This window comes from Flavobacterium sp. KBS0721 (assembly GCF_002007065.3).
Taxonomy (GTDB): Bacteria; Bacteroidota; Bacteroidia; order Flavobacteriales; family Flavobacteriaceae; genus Flavobacterium; species Flavobacterium piscis.
The window spans coordinates 428,675-446,725 of record NZ_CP042170.1; the positions used below are offsets into that span (position 1 = coordinate 428,675).

Below are 18,051 nucleotides of genomic sequence, written 5' to 3' on the forward strand. Positions count from 1 at the left end.
TAAATCAATCAAATCTTAGTTATTATATTTATCGTCTGATTCTGTTCTGGTTACAGTATAATTAACCGAAACATCTGAATGATAATAAGTCGAAAATGATTCTGTTTCTTCTTCCGGTATCTCCGTATTTACAAAATTTCCGTTTTCATCAAAATGCTTCATAAACGCATCTTCTTCCGGATTGAAATCAGCTTTTTGCCATTCATAAACAACAGGTTTTGTATACTCGGGAGTTTTATAAAGCAAAGACAGTACAAATCCGGTTATAAAACCAGCCAAATGTCCCTCCCAGGAAATTGTTTTATCAACGTCTGGGAAAACATACCAAATCATTCCTCCGTAGAGTAAAATTACTGATAATGAAAGTGCCACCAAACGATAATAACCAGTTTGAATTCCTTTAAAAAAAATAAAACTAACCAAAACATAAATCAGTCCACTTGCACCAATATGATAATTTTCGCGACCAATAACCCAGGTAATTAAACCTGAAAATACAATTCCGAAAGCAATAACAGACAAAGTTTGCTTAGGATAAAAAAATTGCATGGCTGCCAATAATACTAATAACGGAATGGAATTATTATATAAATGATCTAAATTTTCGTGAATAAAAGGACTGAACAAAATACCTTGTAAACCCGAAAAATCACGAGGATAAATACCATGTTGGTAAAAATCAAAATCAAACCGGATTTGCATCCAATAAACAATCCACAGAAAAAGAACAAAGAAAACAGGAAGGCCAATAACAGCATTCGAAAATTTAAAGTGGTTATCATTCATTGTTTATGGAAATAAAGTTAAAGACACAATATCAAAAAACTATCCAATTACAATTTACTGATAATTTGTCAGCTATGCCCCTTATACCCTTTGTTATGATTTGTAACCCTTTTTTAACTATAAAATTAAAATTGAAATAGTAATTTTACAAAATGGAAGCACCTTTAGCCGAGCGTATTCGCCCACAGCAATTAGAAGATTATATTAGTCAAAGTCATTTGGTTGGACCAAATGGTTCTTTGACACAACAAATTTCGAAAGGAATCATTCCGTCATTGATATTTTGGGGACCTCCGGGAACAGGAAAAACAACTCTCGCTCAAATTATTGCTCAGGAATCTAAACGTCCTTTCTACATTTTGAGTGCAATAAATTCGGGAGTAAAAGATATTCGTGATGTAATCGAAAAAGCAAAACAAAGTGGCGGATTATTTACGGCCAAAAACCCTATTTTATTTATTGATGAGATTCACCGTTTTAGCAAATCACAACAAGATTCACTTTTAGCAGCGGTAGAAAAAGGATGGATCACACTTATTGGTGCTACTACAGAGAACCCAAGTTTTGAAGTTATTCCTGCATTATTGTCACGTTGTCAAGTTTATATACTAAATGCTTTTACAAAAGCAGATTTAGAAGCCTTATTGCATCGTGCTATGAAAACAGATACTTATCTGGCTTCAAAAAATATTACATTAAAAGAAACAGAAGCTTTACTCCGACTTTCGGGCGGAGATGGACGAAAATTACTGAATATTTTTGAACTTGTTGTAAATGCTTCTGCAGGCGATGAAATAATTATTACAAATGACAGGGTTTTTGAACTGGTTCAGCAAAATACTGTTTTGTATGACAAAAGTGGTGAGCAGCACTATGATATTGTTTCGGCATTTATAAAATCAATTCGCGGCAGCGATCCAAACGGTGCTGTTTATTGGCTCGCAAGAATGATAGAAGGCGGTGAAGACGTGAAATTTATTGCGAGAAGAATGCTTATTTTATCTAGTGAAGATATTGGAAATGCAAATCCAACGGCTTTTATAATGGCAAACAATACTTTTCAGGCCGTGACTACCATTGGTTATCCTGAAAGCCGAATCATATTAAGTCAATGTGCCATATATCTGGCAACATCTCCTAAAAGTAATGCTTCTTATATGGCAATTGGCAATGCGCAGCAATTAGTAAAACAAACCGGTGATTTACCTGTCCCTATTCATTTAAGAAATGCGCCAACTAAACTTATGAAAGAATTAGGTTATGGCGATGATTATAAATACTCGCACGACTATGCCAATAATTTTGCCGAACAGGAGTTTTTACCTGATGCCATAAAGAAAACGGTTCTTTATAATCCTGGTAACAATTCTAGAGAGAATAGCAACCGCGAATTTTTAAAGAACCGTTGGAAAGATAAATATGGTTATTAAAACCGTATTATATTATTTTTAGAATTTTACTACAACTTTTTCAGATACTAATTGATCATTCTTGTAATATTCGAAAAACCATTGATTGTCTTTTGCATTTAATGATCCCTGAATACCATCTTTTATTGCAATAAAGGAATCAGGACGAGATGTTTTTAACAACTTCATTACTACTTTAGGAGTTTTATCAATTAGCTGATATCCGTTTTCTGTAGGTTGCGCATATAACAAGTTAGGATCTGTAATATCTGCCACCGGAGCCGATACAGTTGCTGCAGTAGTCACAGTTTGAACAGTTGCAGGAACAGAAGCAGTGCTAGTTTTCACTGTATTAGCACTTTTTCCATTATACTTATATTGCAGTGCATTTATAGAAACAAATGCCATTTCAAGACTTTCTCTATAAGCTGATTCGTATTCTTTCTCTTTACTTTTTCCTACTTGCGAAGTAAATACAACTTTACCATAGCAATCCCTAAATTCAACAAAAAGTTTGGTCACTAAAAAACCATTATCTCTTTTTACATCTGCATACAATAGATCGCAACGATCAGCAAATTCTGCCGGAAGCTGTTCATTACCATAAAAAGCCTTAAAACCAGCTTTAACCAAATTTGCCTTAGTCATCGTTGATAACCTGTATTGGTTTTCTGTTTTAAGAAACTCATATTTTAAAGGCACAATCACTGCTTTGTAATCATTAACAGATTGCGAAAACCCAATAACTGAAGTAAGAAGCGCAATCAACAAAAATTTTATTCTCATAATTATAAATATTTTTTAAGTTCTAATAAATGGTTTATTTGTTTAATATTATCCGGGACCGTAACTTTTTTATCATTAAAAAAAATAGCATCCAGTCCAGCGTTTAAAGCTCCATTGACATCGGCATCAAGGCAATCGCCAATCATGACACTATTTTGTTTAGAAGCTTTGGCAACATTTACAGCATAATCAAAGATAATACTATTTGGCTTTTTTACGCCTGCCAATTCAGAATTTGTTATAGTCTGGAAATATCCTGAAAGAAGAGCATTATTAATTTTCTTGTCCTGAACATTTGCAAAACCATTTGTAATGATATGCAATCTGTATTTTGGTCTTAAATAGTCTAAGACTTCGATTGCACCATCAAAAAGATGGTTATTATCAGTTAAAAACTCTATATAATCATTTGCAATTTGATTAATATTTTCATCAGAGATATCAATGTTTAAAGCATCAAAAGAAAACTTCAATCTATTGTAACGCAATTCTAAGTGAGTAATTTTATCGTTTTGATAAAGCTTCCAGCACTCCTGATTTATAGGAGCGTATTTTGCTATAAAATCCTGTATTTTAATTTCAGGAAATCTGTTTTTAAAAATTCGATCAAAAGCCATCTCTGAGTTCTTATCAAAATCCCAAAGTGTATGATCTAAATCAAAAAAAACATCGGTAATATTTGTTTTCATCTGTTAAAAAATTCCTTCATCTACAAAACTATAATATTTTGATTCAGTAATAATCAAATGATCTAAAACTTTAACATCTAAACTTTCACCGGCCAATTTTAGTTTTTTTGTAATTTCTTTGTCCGCGTCACTGGGCTGTAAATTACCTGACGGATGATTATGACACAAAATCAGGCCTGTAGCACCATTTTCAAGTGCTAATTTAAACACAAGACGCGCATCTACAATTGTACCTGTTATTCCGCCTTTACTAAGCTGCGATTTAGAAATTATCTTATTAGAATTATTCAGAAAAAGGACCCAAAATTCCTCATGTGTTAATTCACCAATAATAGGCTGCATCATTTCGAATACCTTTTTACTAGAGGTAACTTTTACCAAATCTACCGCATCTTCGGCTCTTCGGCGGCGACCAAGCTCTAATGCAGCAATAATTGTTATTGCTTTAGCCTCTCCTATTCCTTTAAAATTAATTAATTGAGAAACTGACATTTTGCCTAAACCATTTAAACTATCAACACTTGATAAAATTCGTTTGCTTAAAGCTACAGCCGACTCGTTTCGACTTCCTGAACCAATCAAAATTGCAATAAGTTCAGCATCACTTAGCGCTATTTTACCTTTCAGCATTAATTTTTCACGAGGTCGGTCATCTTCAGACCAATTGTTTATAGGAAAATGAGTTGTTTCCATTATTGTATATTATTAATCATATATAAATTAGAGTTTGCACTCTTTTTCTGCTGACAATCTTTATTTTTGAATTCATTTTACTTTTAATCCAAAAAGCGAATATATTTAAAAATAAGAAAAATCAGTCATAAAAAGTGATTACTATTTTCAAATTAATTAACTTTAAATGCCAAAAGACTCTTAACCAAACTTCTGCCAAATTCGCAATGAAATTTCCATATACCTTACTCATCATCTTTTTATTCATTTCATGTAATCAAAAAGAAAAAAGCAATACTTTCTCTCAAACTACACCAACAGCAGCAAAAAACTTCGCTGAGAAATTATCTAATGCAGCGATCTCTATAATTGACCCATCAATAGATTATGATCCTGCTTATTTCTCTATCGAATATCCTAACGGAGATGTTCCTAAAAATAAGGGCGTTTGTACAGATGTTATTATTCGTTCCTATCGAAAATTAGGCATCGATTTGCAAAAAGAAGTTCATGAAGATATGATCGAAAATTTTTCTAAATATCCTAATCTAGAAAAATGGGGAATGACTAAAACAGATACTAATATTGATCATAGAAGAGTTCCTAATCTGGAAATTTTTTTTGAAAGAAACGGACAAAAGCTTTCCATAACACAAGATCCAAAAGATTATAAAACCGGAGAAATTGTAACCTGGCTTATTAATAACAAATTGCCACATATTGGAATCGTGACCAGCAAAAAATCTAGTGACGGAAAAAGAAACCTGATTGTACACAATGTTGGTAACGGACAAGTACTGCAGGATTGTTTATTTGAATATAAAATTGTAGGACATTATAGGTATTGGGAATAAAGATTAAATAAAATGGTAATAGAAAAATTCCAAATTAAATTAAGAAAAAAATGCCAACTACTATTTGTAATTGGCATTTTAAACCTATTAATTAATCTTATAATTTATAATCTTTTTTATACCCCAAAAACCTTCTTTGGTGTACAAGACTAATTTCTTCTTTTTGATTTGGTGGTTGTCCAGATTTCTTAATTCTCTAATAACATCTGAATCATCGCCATCAAATTTACTAAGGCTAAAATTTCCTTCATGCTCTCCTGAATCGTAATACTCAATCCTTGAAAACCTATTGATACTATTTCTTCCTCCCGAACCGTAAATGAATCTTTTGATCGTATAAGATTGCATTTCTGTTGGCTTATCCTTTATAGAATAATCCATTAAAGACTTAAAAATAATATCAGACACAGTTCCAAAACTAAGAAAAGAAATCATTACTCCCATCAAAGACAAAAGTAAAAAACAGCCAATTTTATCAAGGACTGAAGTTGTATCTGAATAATATTTAACAAAAGAATTGAACTTAAAATAAAAGAAAATCATTCCCAATAAAATGGGCAGATAAACAAATATTGCATCACAAAGAATTCCCTTATTCAAATATTGGTTATACCAGAAAAGCCAGTTTAAAATTCCAAAAATTAAAAAACCAACAAATAACTTATACAGTTTTTTATCATTGCGTTTTATTTCATTTTTTAGCTGTCGTTTATTTTCTTTTAACTTAGCAACTCTTCTGTCCATTTCAAATAAAACTACTCAATTAAACCTTTTACTTCATCAAAGTTTAATCCTCCGTAATTTCCTGAACTCATCAATAACAAAGCCGAATTATCAAGATTTAAATGAAACAAATATTCTTTGAACTCAATTGGATTAGTGTAAATTATTAAATCTTTACGATTAAAAGCAGTCGCAATTTGCTCATAAGTTACTTCTTCAAGCTGTTTAATTTTTACAGCATCCGGAGAATAGAAAACTACAGCAACATCTGCATATTCTAAAGCTCCTTCATATTCTTTCAAAAATTCAGCATTTAAACTACTGTAGGTATGCAATTCCAGACAAGCTACTAAAGTTCTGTTTGGGTATTGTTCTTTTACTGCTTTTGTAGTTGCAGCCACTTTACTTGGAGAATGAGCAAAATCTTTATAGGCCACTTTCCCTTTTCCTTCGGCAATTTTTTCTAAACGTTTTGATGCACCTTTAAAACTTGCAATTGCTTCGTAAAAATCAGCTTCGTCTACGCCCATGTTTTGGCAGATCCATTTGGCACCAGCCAGGTTATTTAGATTGTGTGCTCCAAAAACTTCAATTGGCATATCGCCTTCAGGAGTTTCTAATAAAGTTACACCATCATTTACGCTATATTTTGGAGTAGAATAAGCCAGTTTACGAATTGGGTTTGTAGCCGCCTCTGCTACTCTTTTTACTTCAGCATCATCTTCATTATAAACCAGAATTCCACCATTGGTAATCTTAGCAATAAAAATTTCAAATTGCTCAACATAATTTTCATACGTTGGAAAAACATTGATATGATCCCAGGCAATTCCTGAAATCAAAGCAATATTTGGTTGATACAAGTGAAATTTCGGGCGTCTGTCTATAGGCGACGATAAGTATTCATCACCTTCCAGAACCATAAAATCATTTTCTTTTGTAAGATGCACCATGGTATCAAAACCTTCAAGCTGTGCCCCTACCATATAATCAACTTCGATATTATGATAATGCATTACGTGCAAAATCATCGAAGTAATGGTTGTTTTTCCGTGAGAACCTCCAATTACAACACGTGTTTTATTTTTAGACTGTTCGTACAAAAATTCAGGATACGAATATATTTTCAAACCTAATTCCTGCGCTTTTAGCAGTTCAGGATTATTGGCTTTCGCATGCATTCCTAAAATTATAGCATCAATATCAGCAGTAATTTTTTCAGGAAACCAACCCAACTCAACCGGCAGAATTCCTTTTTTCTCTAATCTTGATTTTGATGGTTCAAAAATAGCGTCGTCGCTACCCGTAACTTTATATCCTTTGTTATGTAATGCTAATGCTAAGTTGTGCATAGCGCTCCCGCCTATTGCGATGAAATGTGTTCTCATTTAAATTCCAATTTTTTTAAAATTCCAAATTCCAATTAAATGGAATTTAATTTTGACATTAAGCTTCAAATTTCTGTTTTAATTCCTTTGCTTTTTTAGTGTCTTTTAGATTATTCAAATATAAATTATATAATTTTTGAAACGTAGTTTTTGATTTGCCAATTTCATGAGCCTTTATAAAGTTTTTTTCGGCTGCTGTATATCTCTTAAAATACACATCTATTCTTCCTTTTGATAAATAACCATCAACGGGCGATAATTGCGCCAGCTGATTGGAATATAAAATTGCCTTAGATTCGCTTCCTCCAAAAATGCCCGGCAATTGCAAATATATTTCGATTAATGCCCATCTGGCCGGAAGGTGTTTAGGATCTAAAACAATAGCTTTTTCAAATGATTCTTTCATTTCACTCACCATTCCCAAAGCTTTCAATCTGTTGACTTCCATAGCCCGCATTGCCAGACAGCCTCCGTATTTATAGAAATAATCTGCTTCTGTAGGTTTTAATTCTTTCAGTTTTTTGAAATATTCAGCTCCTTTTAACCATGCTTTTTGATGCGCTGTAATTTCTCCCAAATACTCGATTGTTTTTATATCCGAAGGTTTGCTTTTTAAAACCTCTTCAAAAACAACCCGGGCTTCATCATACTTTTTGGCATGATATAGCTTTTCTGCTTTTTCAAAATTAGATTGCGACCAAATACATATTGGCACAAATAAAAAAAAGAGGATTAGCTTTTTCATCTTTCAAAAATAGGGAAATATAAAACGCAACATTTGGTTTTGAAGATAAATTAGTAATTTGTACGAAATTTATTTTTAATAGTTTTCCCAACCTTTTAGACAAAACCGCGCTCTATATACTAAAAACCGACTTATGAAAAATATATTATTTGTTTTCTTATTGTTTACTACTGCTTTATTTGCTCAAAAAAACGACAAAAACTGGGCTAAAGTTGCCGCTTATGAAAATGAAGGTAAAATAAAATCAGCAAATGAAATCGTTGACAAAATTTACAAAAAAGCAGTTTCAGCAAAAGACGAAGTACAAATGATAAAATGTTTTTTTTATCAATCGAAATATTTGCAGGTAGTTGACGAAAACGCAAAAACTAAAATCTTAGATCATCTTAAAACAGATATCAACCGGGTTTCGATACCATCAAAAGCAATTTTGAATTTAATTTATGCAAAATGTTTAAATAGGTACTCTAATTATGACGAAGCTTATGCAGTTGTAGACAGTGCTGCGGCGGTAGTAGATGAAGCTGCTGCAATGATAGATTCTGCTATTTTTACGGTAGATACTATTGCTGTAGCCATAGACACCACAGCAGTTGTTGATATGCCGGAAGATGATAAAGCAAGCATTGATTTTACATCTGAAAAAGAAGTAATAGCACTTTATGAAAAAACACTGGAAAATGAATCAATCCTTAAAAAAACATCTTTAAAAAAGTATCAGGCTATTTTTAGTTTTTTGACTTTAGAAAAGCTAAAGAATGAAAACTTATATGATTATTTACTAAAAGAAAATATCGCGTTTTTCACTGAAAAAATTGAGCGATGGAAAATTGATAACAGCCAAATTCCAGCTTATAAAAACGAACTTTTAGGAAATTCAGAAGCCTTTTTAGCGCTTGATCTCAATTTTATAAAAGAAGAAAATTTCAAAAAAGTACTTTCTCTATATCAAAAGCTCGAATCTGGCAATCCATCATTAGAAAACCAATTTGACCGCATCATTTTTTGCAGTGAATTTATGCCACAGCCCAATGAAGATTTGAAAACATTTTTAAATGAATTTCAACAACGTTCGAATGATCCCATTCTTATTCAAAAAATTCTATTAAAAAAAGCAGAAATTCTGCTTAGTCAGGCATCGAAAGAATTACATCCTGATTATAATATCGAAGCGGTCAAAATATACGACGAGATAATAAAAATGAATAATGAAACCAATGCAGCTCAGACTGCTTTGGGGCAAAAACAATATGTTATTTCTAAATCATTAACTGCAAGGCTTCAAAAGTTCATTTATAATAAGGAGAATACCAGAGCTTTTATCACTTATAAAAATCTTGACCATTTAAGAATATCATTCTACAAAATTGATCAAAAAAAACTCAGGAAATTTTTAGATTCATATTCTGAAGAAGATAGTTTAGCTGCAGCCATTACAAAAAATCAAATTAAAATAGCTTCTAAAGACTATCAGCTTCAAAATAAAAAGGATTATTTTGAATATACTACAGAAGTTGTTTTACCACAACTGGAAACAGGAACGTATTTAGTTTATTTTGAAAGTGATTCTGATGCAAAAAAAGAGAAACCATTTTCTTATCAAACCATTACCGTCTCAAATTTAAGTATTCTGGCCTCGCAGGAAATCAACAAAGAAAATTTTCAGGTGCTGGACAGAAAAACAGGAAAACCTCTTGAAAATGTAACCATAAAATCTAAGCGTTATACTCTTAAAACAGATTCAAACGGACTAGCTTCTTATATTGGAGCAAATAACTACGATTACAATGAGCATATAGAATTTTCATTGGCAAACGACACTATTTTACCCGAGAAAAATTATCTTAGATATACGCAGCAATACAATCAAACAGAAAACAATTCTTTAACAGGAAAAGTTGAGTTTTATCTGGACAGGGCAATTTATCGTCCGGGACAAACGGTTTACTATAAAGGAATTGCCATTAAAAAACAAAAAAACAAAACCAGTATTGTTGCCAATACCACTTTTAAAATTTTCGTAAGAGACACTAATTATCAAACGTTTAAAGAATTTGAAGTTATTACCAATGAATTTGGTTCTTTTTCAGGAGAATTCACTTTGCCTAAAAGCGGACTTACAGGTAATTTTAATATTTATGCAACGCAACCTGATAATTATGAAAAAGGAGATATTTCGTTTAAAAACAAACCAAATGCATCATTTTGGAAAACCGTAAGACTTGAAAACTCTCAAATTTATTTTAGGGTCGAAGAATACAAACGTCCAAAATTTAAAGTAGATTTTGATCCTAAAAAAGAAAGTTTTCAGGTCAATCAATCGATTAAAGTAAACGGAACTGCAAAAGCATTTGCCGGAAGCAACATTTCTGATGCAAAAGTAACTTACAAAGTAACTCGATTTACACGTTACGTGAGGAATTATAGTGATTATTGGGGGAACGAACAAAACGAAATTATAGCAACGGGCGAAACCAAAACAGATGCTTCTGGTAAATTTGTAATTGAATTTATTGCCGAACCTTCAAAAAATGCAATCAAAGAACAATTGCCTGTTTTTAGCTACAGTGTAATTGCCAATGTCACTGATATTAATGGCGAAACACATACCTCTGAAACCACTGTAAAAGTGGGTTATCATGATTTGGTCATCAATGCCAGTATTCCGGGTAGTATTGAAACTAAAAACAAAAACGAAATCACGCTTATAAGTACCAATTTAAACGGAGAATTTTTAGCAGCCAAAGGCGAAATTAAATTGTATTTTGTTAGTCCGTTTTCTTATAAATTTAAAGAAAACTTGTGGCAAAAACCAGAAATCGAGAACATTTCACCGTCAGATTTTGAAAGATTGTTTCCTTATGAAATGGTAGAAATTAAAACAGATAAAGCAAACGAAGTTTTATTGTTTTCGAAAAAAGTGGACACCGAAAAAGACAAAAAAATAGTCTTGGATTTTATTTCAGATTATAAATCCGGAATTTATAAAATTGTGTTTTCTGCAAAAGACACCTTCAATAATCCTATAGAATCTGTATCGACTTTCGAAATCAAACAAAGCAAGGATAAATTTAATCCAAGTAAATTATTTACAGCAGAGCAAATTAATACGGATCCAAAAAAAGATGGTTTTGTAGCAATTAAACTTTCTTCTGTCATTCCGGATCTTTATATCACTACAAACGGAAATTATGGTAATCAAACCTATTTTGAAAATACGTATCATTTGCAAAACCATGAAGTAACTATCAAAGTTCCGTTAAAAAAAGAATTCGAAAAATCAGTTGGCATAAGTTTTCAAAGCATTTTGGACAACGAAATTTTTAATAACCAAATAGACGTTGCACTAAAAACACCGGAATCTAAACTTGAATTACTTGTAGAAAGTTTTAGAAATAAAATCGAACCCGGAAGTAAGGAAACCTGGTCGTTTAAACTAAAATCAATCCATGCAAAAACCGAAGCAGAAGTATTAGCCTCTATGTACGACAGCTCTTTAGACCAGTTTACAAAAAAGGACTGGAATAATAGCTTAAGTATAAACAATTACCATTACAATTCTCCTATTTTTAAATCTGGTTTAGGTTTTGAACGAACATCTTCATCTCTGGAAAATCTAAATGAATTTCTTCCTCTAACTGCGCTAAAAAATGATGAAACGCGATTAAACTGGTTTGGTTTTGACTTCAATAATAGCAGATACGGTGATTCACTTGGCATCACGATAACCGAACTTAAAGATAAAAAAGTAGGCAGCGAAACTATAAAAGGAGATCCTGATGCTGTTTTAACTGTTGATGAACCAGTTGGTGCAGCAGCAGCAATTACTATTTCAGAATCTGCTTCAGCACCAGCTCCAAAAGTAGATCAGGTAAGATTTGTAAAACCAGTTGTTGCTAAAGCTCAAGAATCTACTGAGGATCCCGAATATTATTACCAGACCAGCAAAGTAAAATTTATACCTGGAAAAAAAATCATAAGCGGCCTAACATCAATGATAATAAATTCATCAACGTTATATATAATTGATGGCGAAATTTCTTCCGAAAACAATTTCAAAAAAATAAATTCTGACGATCTTCTTGATATAGAATTTTTAGAGTCTGAAAAAGCCACAGCACTTTATGGAAGCAAAGCTGCAAACGGCGTAATAATCATTACAACCAAAAAAGCATTAGAAGCATTAACCCAAGTAAAAGCCAGAAAAAATCTTTCTGAAACCGCATTCTTTTTACCGAATTTAAAAACCGATGCCAACGGAAAAGTAAGCTTCAATTTTACCTCTCCAGAAGCTCTAACGGCTTGGAAACTTCGTTTATTGGCACATAATAAAGATGCTGTTTCCGGTTATTTAGAAAAAAGTGTGGTGACGCAAAAAGAATTAATGCTTCTACCTAATTTCCCTCGTTTCTTTAGGGAAAAAGATACGATTGTAATCTCAGCTAAGATTTCGAATGTAACAGATCAGGTAAAAACAGGAATCGCTATTTTACAGTTTTTCGATGCAACAACAATGCAGCCCATAGATGCCAAAATGCTGAATGCAAAAAACGTGAGAAACTTTACGGTTAGTGCTTTTGGGAATACAACAGCAACCTGGACAATTTCAATTCCAGAAGGTTTGCAAGGTGTGCAATATAAAATCCTGGCCAAATCCGGTAATTTTTCGGATGGAGAAGAAAACATACTTCCCGTTTTGACCAATAATATGTTGGTTACAGAAAGTATCCCCATTTGGGTTCGTGAAAATTCTACTAAAGAATATACGTTTGAGAATTTAAAAAACAACAATTCAGCGACTTTAAAAAGTCATCAGCTTACGTTAGAATATACCTCAAATCCATCGTGGATGGCAATTCAGTCTTTGCCGTTTTTGATGGAATACGAACATGAATGTGCCGAACAAACTTTCGCCCGCTTTTATGCCAATGCTTTGGCCTCAGAAATCATTTCGAGTAATCCGAAAATTGCAACTGTATTTGAAAACTGGAGAAAAAACGGAAAACTGAATTCTAAATTAGAAGAAAACGAAGAACTAAAATCAATTATTCTGGCAGAAACTCCGTGGCTAAAAGATGCGGAAAGCGAAGAAGAAAAGAAAAAGAATCTGGCTCTTTTGTTTGATTTGGAAAAAATGAAGACATCGCAAGAAGCTGCTTTCGATAAATTAAAACAAAAACAAAACCCATCGGGAGGATTTTCTTGGTTTGAAGGAAGTTCTGAAAATGAATACATCACCCGTCATATTCTGGCAGGTTTAGGTCATTTATCCAAATTAAACAAAACAGAAGATAATATTGCAAAAATTGATGCCATTGCCAAAACCGGAGTTCCGTTTCTGGACAATAAATTCTTAGAGTATTATAAAAACAAGACTAAAAACTTAAAAAAGACAGAGAAGCTAATTTGGATCAATCCCTATTCAGATCTGCATTATTTATATACCAGAAGTTTTTATTTAGACAATTATCCGCTTTCCGATACTTTGAAAAAAGCAACCAAATTATATTTAGAAACAACTAAAAAAGATTGGCTCAATTATTCGCTTTACGAAAAAGGACTGGCTGCTTTAACTCTAAATCGTTTTGGAGAAAGCGAGTCGGCTAAAAAAATTATCGAAAGCCTAAAAGAAACGTCATCAAATAATGTAGATTGGGGAATGTACTGGATCGCAAATAAAGCAGGTTGGTATTGGTATCAGGCACCCATAGAAACTCAGGCTTTATTGATTGAGGCTTTCGCCGAAGTGACTCACGATATCAAATCTGTGGATGCCATGAAAGTTTGGTTGTTAAAAAATAAACAGACCAAAAACTGGCCAACAACAAAATCTACAACAGAAGCTGTTTATGCTTTATTGATGCAAGGTAATGACTGGTTAAGCGTGAAAGACAATACTATCATCAAAATTGGAAACGAAAAAATCCTAACCAAAAAATTAGCCGAAAACGAAAAAGAAGCTGAAACCGGCTATATCAAACTCAATTGGAAAGCTGATGAAGTCAAAAGAGAAATGGCTTCAATAAGTATTCAAAACAAATCTAAAGTTCCCGGATTTGGCGGCGTTTATTGGCAATATTTTGAAGAATTGGATAAAATCAAAACCAATTCGGGCGCAGTTTTATCAGTTTCGAAAGAATTATATTTAAAGAAGACTTCAATAAAAGGCAACCAATTAGAACGAATTACAAGCAAAAACCCTTTACAAACAGGAGATTTAGTTACGGTAAGACTAATTATAAAATCTAAAGAAGACATGGAATTTGTGCATTTAAAAGATATGCGCGCTTCTTGCTTTGAACCTGTAAATGTACTTTCTGAATATCAATACAAAAATGGTTTAGGATATTATATGAGCACAAAAGATTCTGCAACGCATTTCTTTTTTGACCAGATCAACAAAGGAACTTATGTAATAGAATATGATATAAGAGTAAACAACAGCGGAGAATTCTCAAACGGAATTACCACAATTGAAAGTATGTATGCTCCGGAATTTGCCAGTCATACAAAAGGAATTCGGGTTAAGGTTCAATAAAATTTCAAAAAATAGCCACGAATTCACGAATTAATTAAAATAAAAATTCGTGAATTCGTGGCGGAAAAAATTACCACAAAAAAAGCCGACAGATTTAAAATCTGTCGGCTTTAATTTTAGAAATAAAACAAACTATTTTGCAATAGTCAATTCATCAATAATATTTTTAGCTCCAGCGTATTTGTCTATAATCCAAAGTACATAACGAATATCTACGTTGATTGTTCTTTGCAATTTAGGGTCAAAAATAACATCTCCTGCCATTGCTTCAATGTTTCCGTCAAAAGCAATACCAATTAATTCTCCTTTTCCGTTAAGAACCGGTGAACCAGAGTTTCCTCCTGTAATATCATTATCTGTCAGGAAGTTTACAGGCATATATCCAGCTTTGTCAGCATATTGTCCGTAATCTTTTTTCTTGTTCAATTCTAACAAACGTTTTGGTAAATCAAATTCCTGATCTCCTGCTTTGTATTTTTTTACCATACTTTCCATAGTAGTATAGTTGTTAATTGTAGCATCGTTTCTAGGATCTGCAGGTAATGCACGAACTTTTCCGTAAGTCAGTCTCAAAGTAGAGTTTGCATCAGGATATTGAATCGTGTTTAATTTTGACTCTCTTAACCCTTCAACCAATTCGCGGAAAGCAGTTGCGAAACCATCATCAGCTTTAGCCTGATCATCTGTTTTAGCACGGTATTTTGTCATCAAATCATTAGAAATAATGTACAAAGGATCATGTACAATTGCTAATGGTTTTGGATTCGCCATAAATGCCAACACTTTTTCTTTAGTTGTAAAGTAACTAACCTCAGTTGCTTTTGCAACATCTGCAGTAAAATCACCCTTATTTTCTGATTTCATTTTAGCTACTTGTGTACCTAAACCATATTCAGCACCTTTAGAGGTGTACAAGTTCAATTGTGCAGCAAATATATCTTTTTCAAGGGGCGCATAAAACTCACCATAAATGTTATCGATCATAGCATTGATCTTAGGTAACATCTCTGCTTTTTTAGCATCATTTTCATTATAATAAGCAATCAATGCATTTCCTAAGTTTGCTGGTCCTGCAGCATAACTTGACGTACGCAAAAGCTGCATTAAATAATTATCATGAGTTGCTTTTAAATTTGTAGATCTGTAATACTCATTAATAGTAGGAATTACATTTTCGTACTTTTCTTTATTAGCCGGTTTAGTTGCCCATTCGTAGAATTTATCTTCCTGTGCGGCTTTAACATCTACCGTTCCGGCTTTTGTTAAGGCATCAATCATTCCCTGACGGTTTTTCCAGTAGTTGGCAGTCGAAGCATATTTAGACGCATATTGCAAACGAACTGTTGCATCTTTGTCCATATATTTTTTCATTACATCCATTCCGGTTTTAGCACCTTCAACCCATGCAGGATATGCATATTTTATGTTTTGCTCGATTCCTCCGGCTGGCATCCAACGGTTTGTTCTTCCCGGATATCCTAAAATCATAGCAAAATCATTTTCCTTAACTCCTTTTATACTTACAGGTAAGTAATGTTTAGGCTGTAAAGGCACATTGTCTTTTGAGTAAGTCGCAGGATTTCCGTCTTTATCAGCGTATACTCTAAACATAGAGAAATCTCCTGTTTGACGTGGCCATTCCCAGTTATCAGTATCTCCACCAAATTTACCAACACTTTCCGGAGGTGTTCCTACTAAGCGAACATCGGTATAATCCTGATATACGAAATAGTAATATTCATTTCCCTGAAAGAAAGGACGAACAGAAACAGTATATTTTCCACCCTCGTTATTTTCTTTTTCAATCAAATTGATTTCCTGCTGAATGATTTTATTTCTTTCAGTCTCTGTCATTTTATCATTTACTTTAGACAAAATTCTTTTAGAAACGTCATCCATACGAACAAAGAAACGAACGTATAACGATTTTGGCTTCATTTCCTCACTTTTTGTTTTTGCCCAGAAACCATCTTTCAGATAATTTTGTTCGGCTGTAGAAAGTTCTGCAATTGCATCATATCCACAGTGGTGATTTGTTAAAACCAATCCGTTTTTAGAAACAATCTCAGCAGTACAACCTCCGTTAAACTGTACAATTGCATCTTTCAAACTATGATGATTAATGCTATAAATTTCTTCGGCTGTAAGCTGCAAGCCCATTTTTTCCATATCTCTATGGTTCAATCTTTCGATAAACATCAAAAACCACATTCCTTCATCAGCTTTTACAGGAAAAGCCATTAAGCACATGGTTAAGAATAAAATTATTTTTTTCATATTATTTTGTTTAAGTGATGCGAATATAAGTCATTTTCATAATTATATCATCCGAAGTAGGATCAAAAATAAATATGCTCACCTCTTTTTAAGATTTTATTACGAAATTAACATTTTGCACAATAAAAAAGGTGTCCTATTACAGAACACCTTTTTTGTATAAAATTATTATTTTTACTATTCGTTTAACATCTTCCAAAGTTTATCTTTCAAATCTGTTAAACCTTGTTGGGCAACTGATGAAATAAACATATAAGGAATGTCTTTGAAAGCAACATCAAGTTCAACTTTCAATTCTGCTTTAAGTTCGTCATCCAGCATATCACATTTTGAGATTACTAAAAGACGTTCCTTATCTAACATTTCAGGATTGTATTTCGTTAATTCATTTACCAAAATATCATATTCCCCTTTAATGTCCGGCGTATCAACAGGAACTAAAAACAACAATGTCGAGTTACGCTCGATATGACGCAGAAAGTAATGTCCTAAACCTTTTCCTTCAGCAGCACCTTCAATAATTCCCGGAATATCTGCAATTACAAAAGACTGAAAATCTCTGTAAGCTACAATTCCTAAGTTTGGTTTTAAGGTAGTAAAAGGATAGTCCGCAATTTTTGGTTTTGCAGAAGTCAATACAGATAATAAAGTTGATTTTCCTGCATTAGGAAAACCTACTAAACCTACATCGGCTAAAACTTTAAGTTCCAGAATCACATCCATTTCTACACCCGGTAAACCTGGTTGTGCGTAACGTGGTGTTTGATTTGTTGAACTTCTAAAATGCCAGTTACCTAAACCGCCTTTTCCTCCTTTTGAAAGGATTCTTTTTTCACCATCTTCGGTAATTTCGAACAAGGTTTCTCCGGTTTCTTTATCTTTTACGACAGTTCCTAAAGGTACTTCTATAAATTTATCTTCTCCATCAGCACCTGTACTACGATCTCCACCTCCATCTCCACCGTGACCAGCTTTGATATGACGGGCAAATTTTAAGTGAAATAATGTCCACAAACCTTTATTCCCTACTAAATACACGTGTCCACCTCGACCACCATCACCTCCGTCCGGGCCTCCTTTTTCAATAAATTTCTCTCTATGTAAATGTGTAGATCCTTTTCCTCCCTTTCCGGATGAAACATATATCTTAACGTAATCTACAAAATTTCCTTCTGTCATTTTTT

At 33.0% G+C, this 18,051-nt stretch carries 12 protein-coding genes; 3 read left to right on the forward strand and 9 right to left on the reverse strand.

Annotation, left to right across the window (positions count from 1 at the left end; translation table 11 throughout):
- Window positions 1–15: 15 nt before the first annotated feature.
- The gene (locus B0M43_RS02100) at window positions 16–786 is read right to left on the reverse strand and encodes a rhomboid family intramembrane serine protease (protein ID WP_078006004.1); all 771 of its coding nucleotides are present in this window, start codon (window positions 784–786) and stop codon (window positions 16–18) included.
- 152 nt (window positions 787–938) lie between these two features.
- Here B0M43_RS02100 and B0M43_RS02105 point away from each other — a divergent pair, with 152 nt between their 5' ends.
- Window positions 939–2,216, forward strand: a complete 1,278-nt coding sequence (locus tag B0M43_RS02105) for a replication-associated recombination protein A (protein ID WP_065450844.1) — start codon at window positions 939–941, stop codon at window positions 2,214–2,216.
- Window positions 2,217–2,234: 18 nt separating this feature from the next.
- On the opposite strand, the gene B0M43_RS02110 is transcribed toward B0M43_RS02105, so the two are convergent.
- From B0M43_RS02110 to radC, 3 genes are read right to left on the reverse strand one after another with little or no spacing between them, the layout of a single operon-like run.
- On the reverse strand, window positions 2,235–2,981 hold the full coding sequence (locus B0M43_RS02110; protein WP_078006005.1) for a hypothetical protein: 747 nt from the start codon (window positions 2,979–2,981) through the stop codon (window positions 2,235–2,237).
- 2 nt (window positions 2,982–2,983) lie between these two features.
- Complete coding sequence (locus tag B0M43_RS02115; RefSeq protein WP_078006006.1) at window positions 2,984–3,670, reverse strand: YjjG family noncanonical pyrimidine nucleotidase; 687 nt, start codon at window positions 3,668–3,670, stop codon at window positions 2,984–2,986.
- A gap of 3 nt (window positions 3,671–3,673) precedes the next feature.
- The gene (radC, locus tag B0M43_RS02120) at window positions 3,674–4,363 is read right to left on the reverse strand and encodes a DNA repair protein RadC (RefSeq protein WP_078006007.1); all 690 of its coding nucleotides are present in this window, start codon (window positions 4,361–4,363) and stop codon (window positions 3,674–3,676) included.
- A gap of 206 nt (window positions 4,364–4,569) precedes the next feature.
- Here radC and B0M43_RS02125 point away from each other — a divergent pair, with 206 nt between their 5' ends.
- Window positions 4,570–5,196, forward strand: a complete 627-nt coding sequence (locus B0M43_RS02125; protein WP_078006008.1) for a DUF1287 domain-containing protein — start codon at window positions 4,570–4,572, stop codon at window positions 5,194–5,196.
- A gap of 87 nt (window positions 5,197–5,283) precedes the next feature.
- On the opposite strand, the gene B0M43_RS02130 is transcribed toward B0M43_RS02125, so the two are convergent.
- The 3 genes from B0M43_RS02130 to B0M43_RS02140 are packed head-to-tail and all read right to left on the reverse strand — an operon-like array spanning window position 5,284 to window position 8,052.
- Window positions 5,284–5,940, reverse strand: coding sequence for a hypothetical protein (locus B0M43_RS02130; protein WP_078006009.1), 657 nt, complete (start codon window positions 5,938–5,940; stop codon window positions 5,284–5,286).
- A gap of 11 nt (window positions 5,941–5,951) precedes the next feature.
- Window positions 5,952–7,307 (reverse strand): UDP-N-acetylmuramate--L-alanine ligase, encoded by a 1,356-nt coding sequence (gene murC, locus B0M43_RS02135; RefSeq protein ID WP_078006010.1) that lies wholly within the window; start codon window positions 7,305–7,307, stop codon window positions 5,952–5,954.
- A gap of 58 nt (window positions 7,308–7,365) precedes the next feature.
- The gene (locus tag B0M43_RS02140) at window positions 7,366–8,052 is read right to left on the reverse strand and encodes a lipopolysaccharide assembly protein LapB (protein ID WP_078006011.1); all 687 of its coding nucleotides are present in this window, start codon (window positions 8,050–8,052) and stop codon (window positions 7,366–7,368) included.
- Window positions 8,053–8,185: 133 nt separating this feature from the next.
- Between B0M43_RS02140 and B0M43_RS02145 the strand changes: the two genes are divergently transcribed.
- The gene (locus B0M43_RS02145; RefSeq protein ID WP_078006012.1) at window positions 8,186–14,590 is read left to right on the forward strand and encodes an alpha-2-macroglobulin; all 6,405 of its coding nucleotides are present in this window, start codon (window positions 8,186–8,188) and stop codon (window positions 14,588–14,590) included.
- Window positions 14,591–14,722: 132 nt separating this feature from the next.
- On the opposite strand, the gene B0M43_RS02150 is transcribed toward B0M43_RS02145, so the two are convergent.
- Window positions 14,723–16,867, reverse strand: a complete 2,145-nt coding sequence (locus B0M43_RS02150; protein WP_078006013.1) for a S46 family peptidase — start codon at window positions 16,865–16,867, stop codon at window positions 14,723–14,725.
- Window positions 16,868–17,044: 177 nt separating this feature from the next.
- The gene (gene obgE, locus B0M43_RS02155) at window positions 17,045–18,046 is read right to left on the reverse strand and encodes a GTPase ObgE (protein ID WP_055093408.1); all 1,002 of its coding nucleotides are present in this window, start codon (window positions 18,044–18,046) and stop codon (window positions 17,045–17,047) included.
- Window positions 18,047–18,051 lie beyond the last annotated feature (5 nt).

Coding starts and splice junctions, on each gene's coding strand:
- B0M43_RS02100 (WP_078006004.1), bottom strand. CDS start 786: ATGAATGATAACCACTTTAAATTTTCGAATGCTGTTATTGGCCTTCCT.
- B0M43_RS02105 (WP_065450844.1), top strand. CDS start 939: ATGGAAGCACCTTTAGCCGAGCGTATTCGCCCACAGCAATTAGAAGAT.
- B0M43_RS02110 (WP_078006005.1), bottom strand. CDS start 2,981: ATGAGAATAAAATTTTTGTTGATTGCGCTTCTTACTTCAGTTATTGGG.
- B0M43_RS02115 (WP_078006006.1), bottom strand. CDS start 3,670: ATGAAAACAAATATTACCGATGTTTTTTTTGATTTAGATCATACACTT.
- radC (WP_078006007.1), bottom strand. CDS start 4,363: ATGGAAACAACTCATTTTCCTATAAACAATTGGTCTGAAGATGACCGA.
- B0M43_RS02125 (WP_078006008.1), top strand. CDS start 4,570: ATGAAATTTCCATATACCTTACTCATCATCTTTTTATTCATTTCATGT.
- B0M43_RS02130 (WP_078006009.1), bottom strand. CDS start 5,940: ATGGACAGAAGAGTTGCTAAGTTAAAAGAAAATAAACGACAGCTAAAA.
- murC (WP_078006010.1), bottom strand. CDS start 7,307: ATGAGAACACATTTCATCGCAATAGGCGGGAGCGCTATGCACAACTTA.
- B0M43_RS02140 (WP_078006011.1), bottom strand. CDS start 8,052: ATGAAAAAGCTAATCCTCTTTTTTTTATTTGTGCCAATATGTATTTGG.
- B0M43_RS02145 (WP_078006012.1), top strand. CDS start 8,186: ATGAAAAATATATTATTTGTTTTCTTATTGTTTACTACTGCTTTATTT.
- B0M43_RS02150 (WP_078006013.1), bottom strand. CDS start 16,867: ATGAAAAAAATAATTTTATTCTTAACCATGTGCTTAATGGCTTTTCCT.
- obgE (WP_055093408.1), bottom strand. CDS start 18,046: ATGACAGAAGGAAATTTTGTAGATTACGTTAAGATATATGTTTCATCC.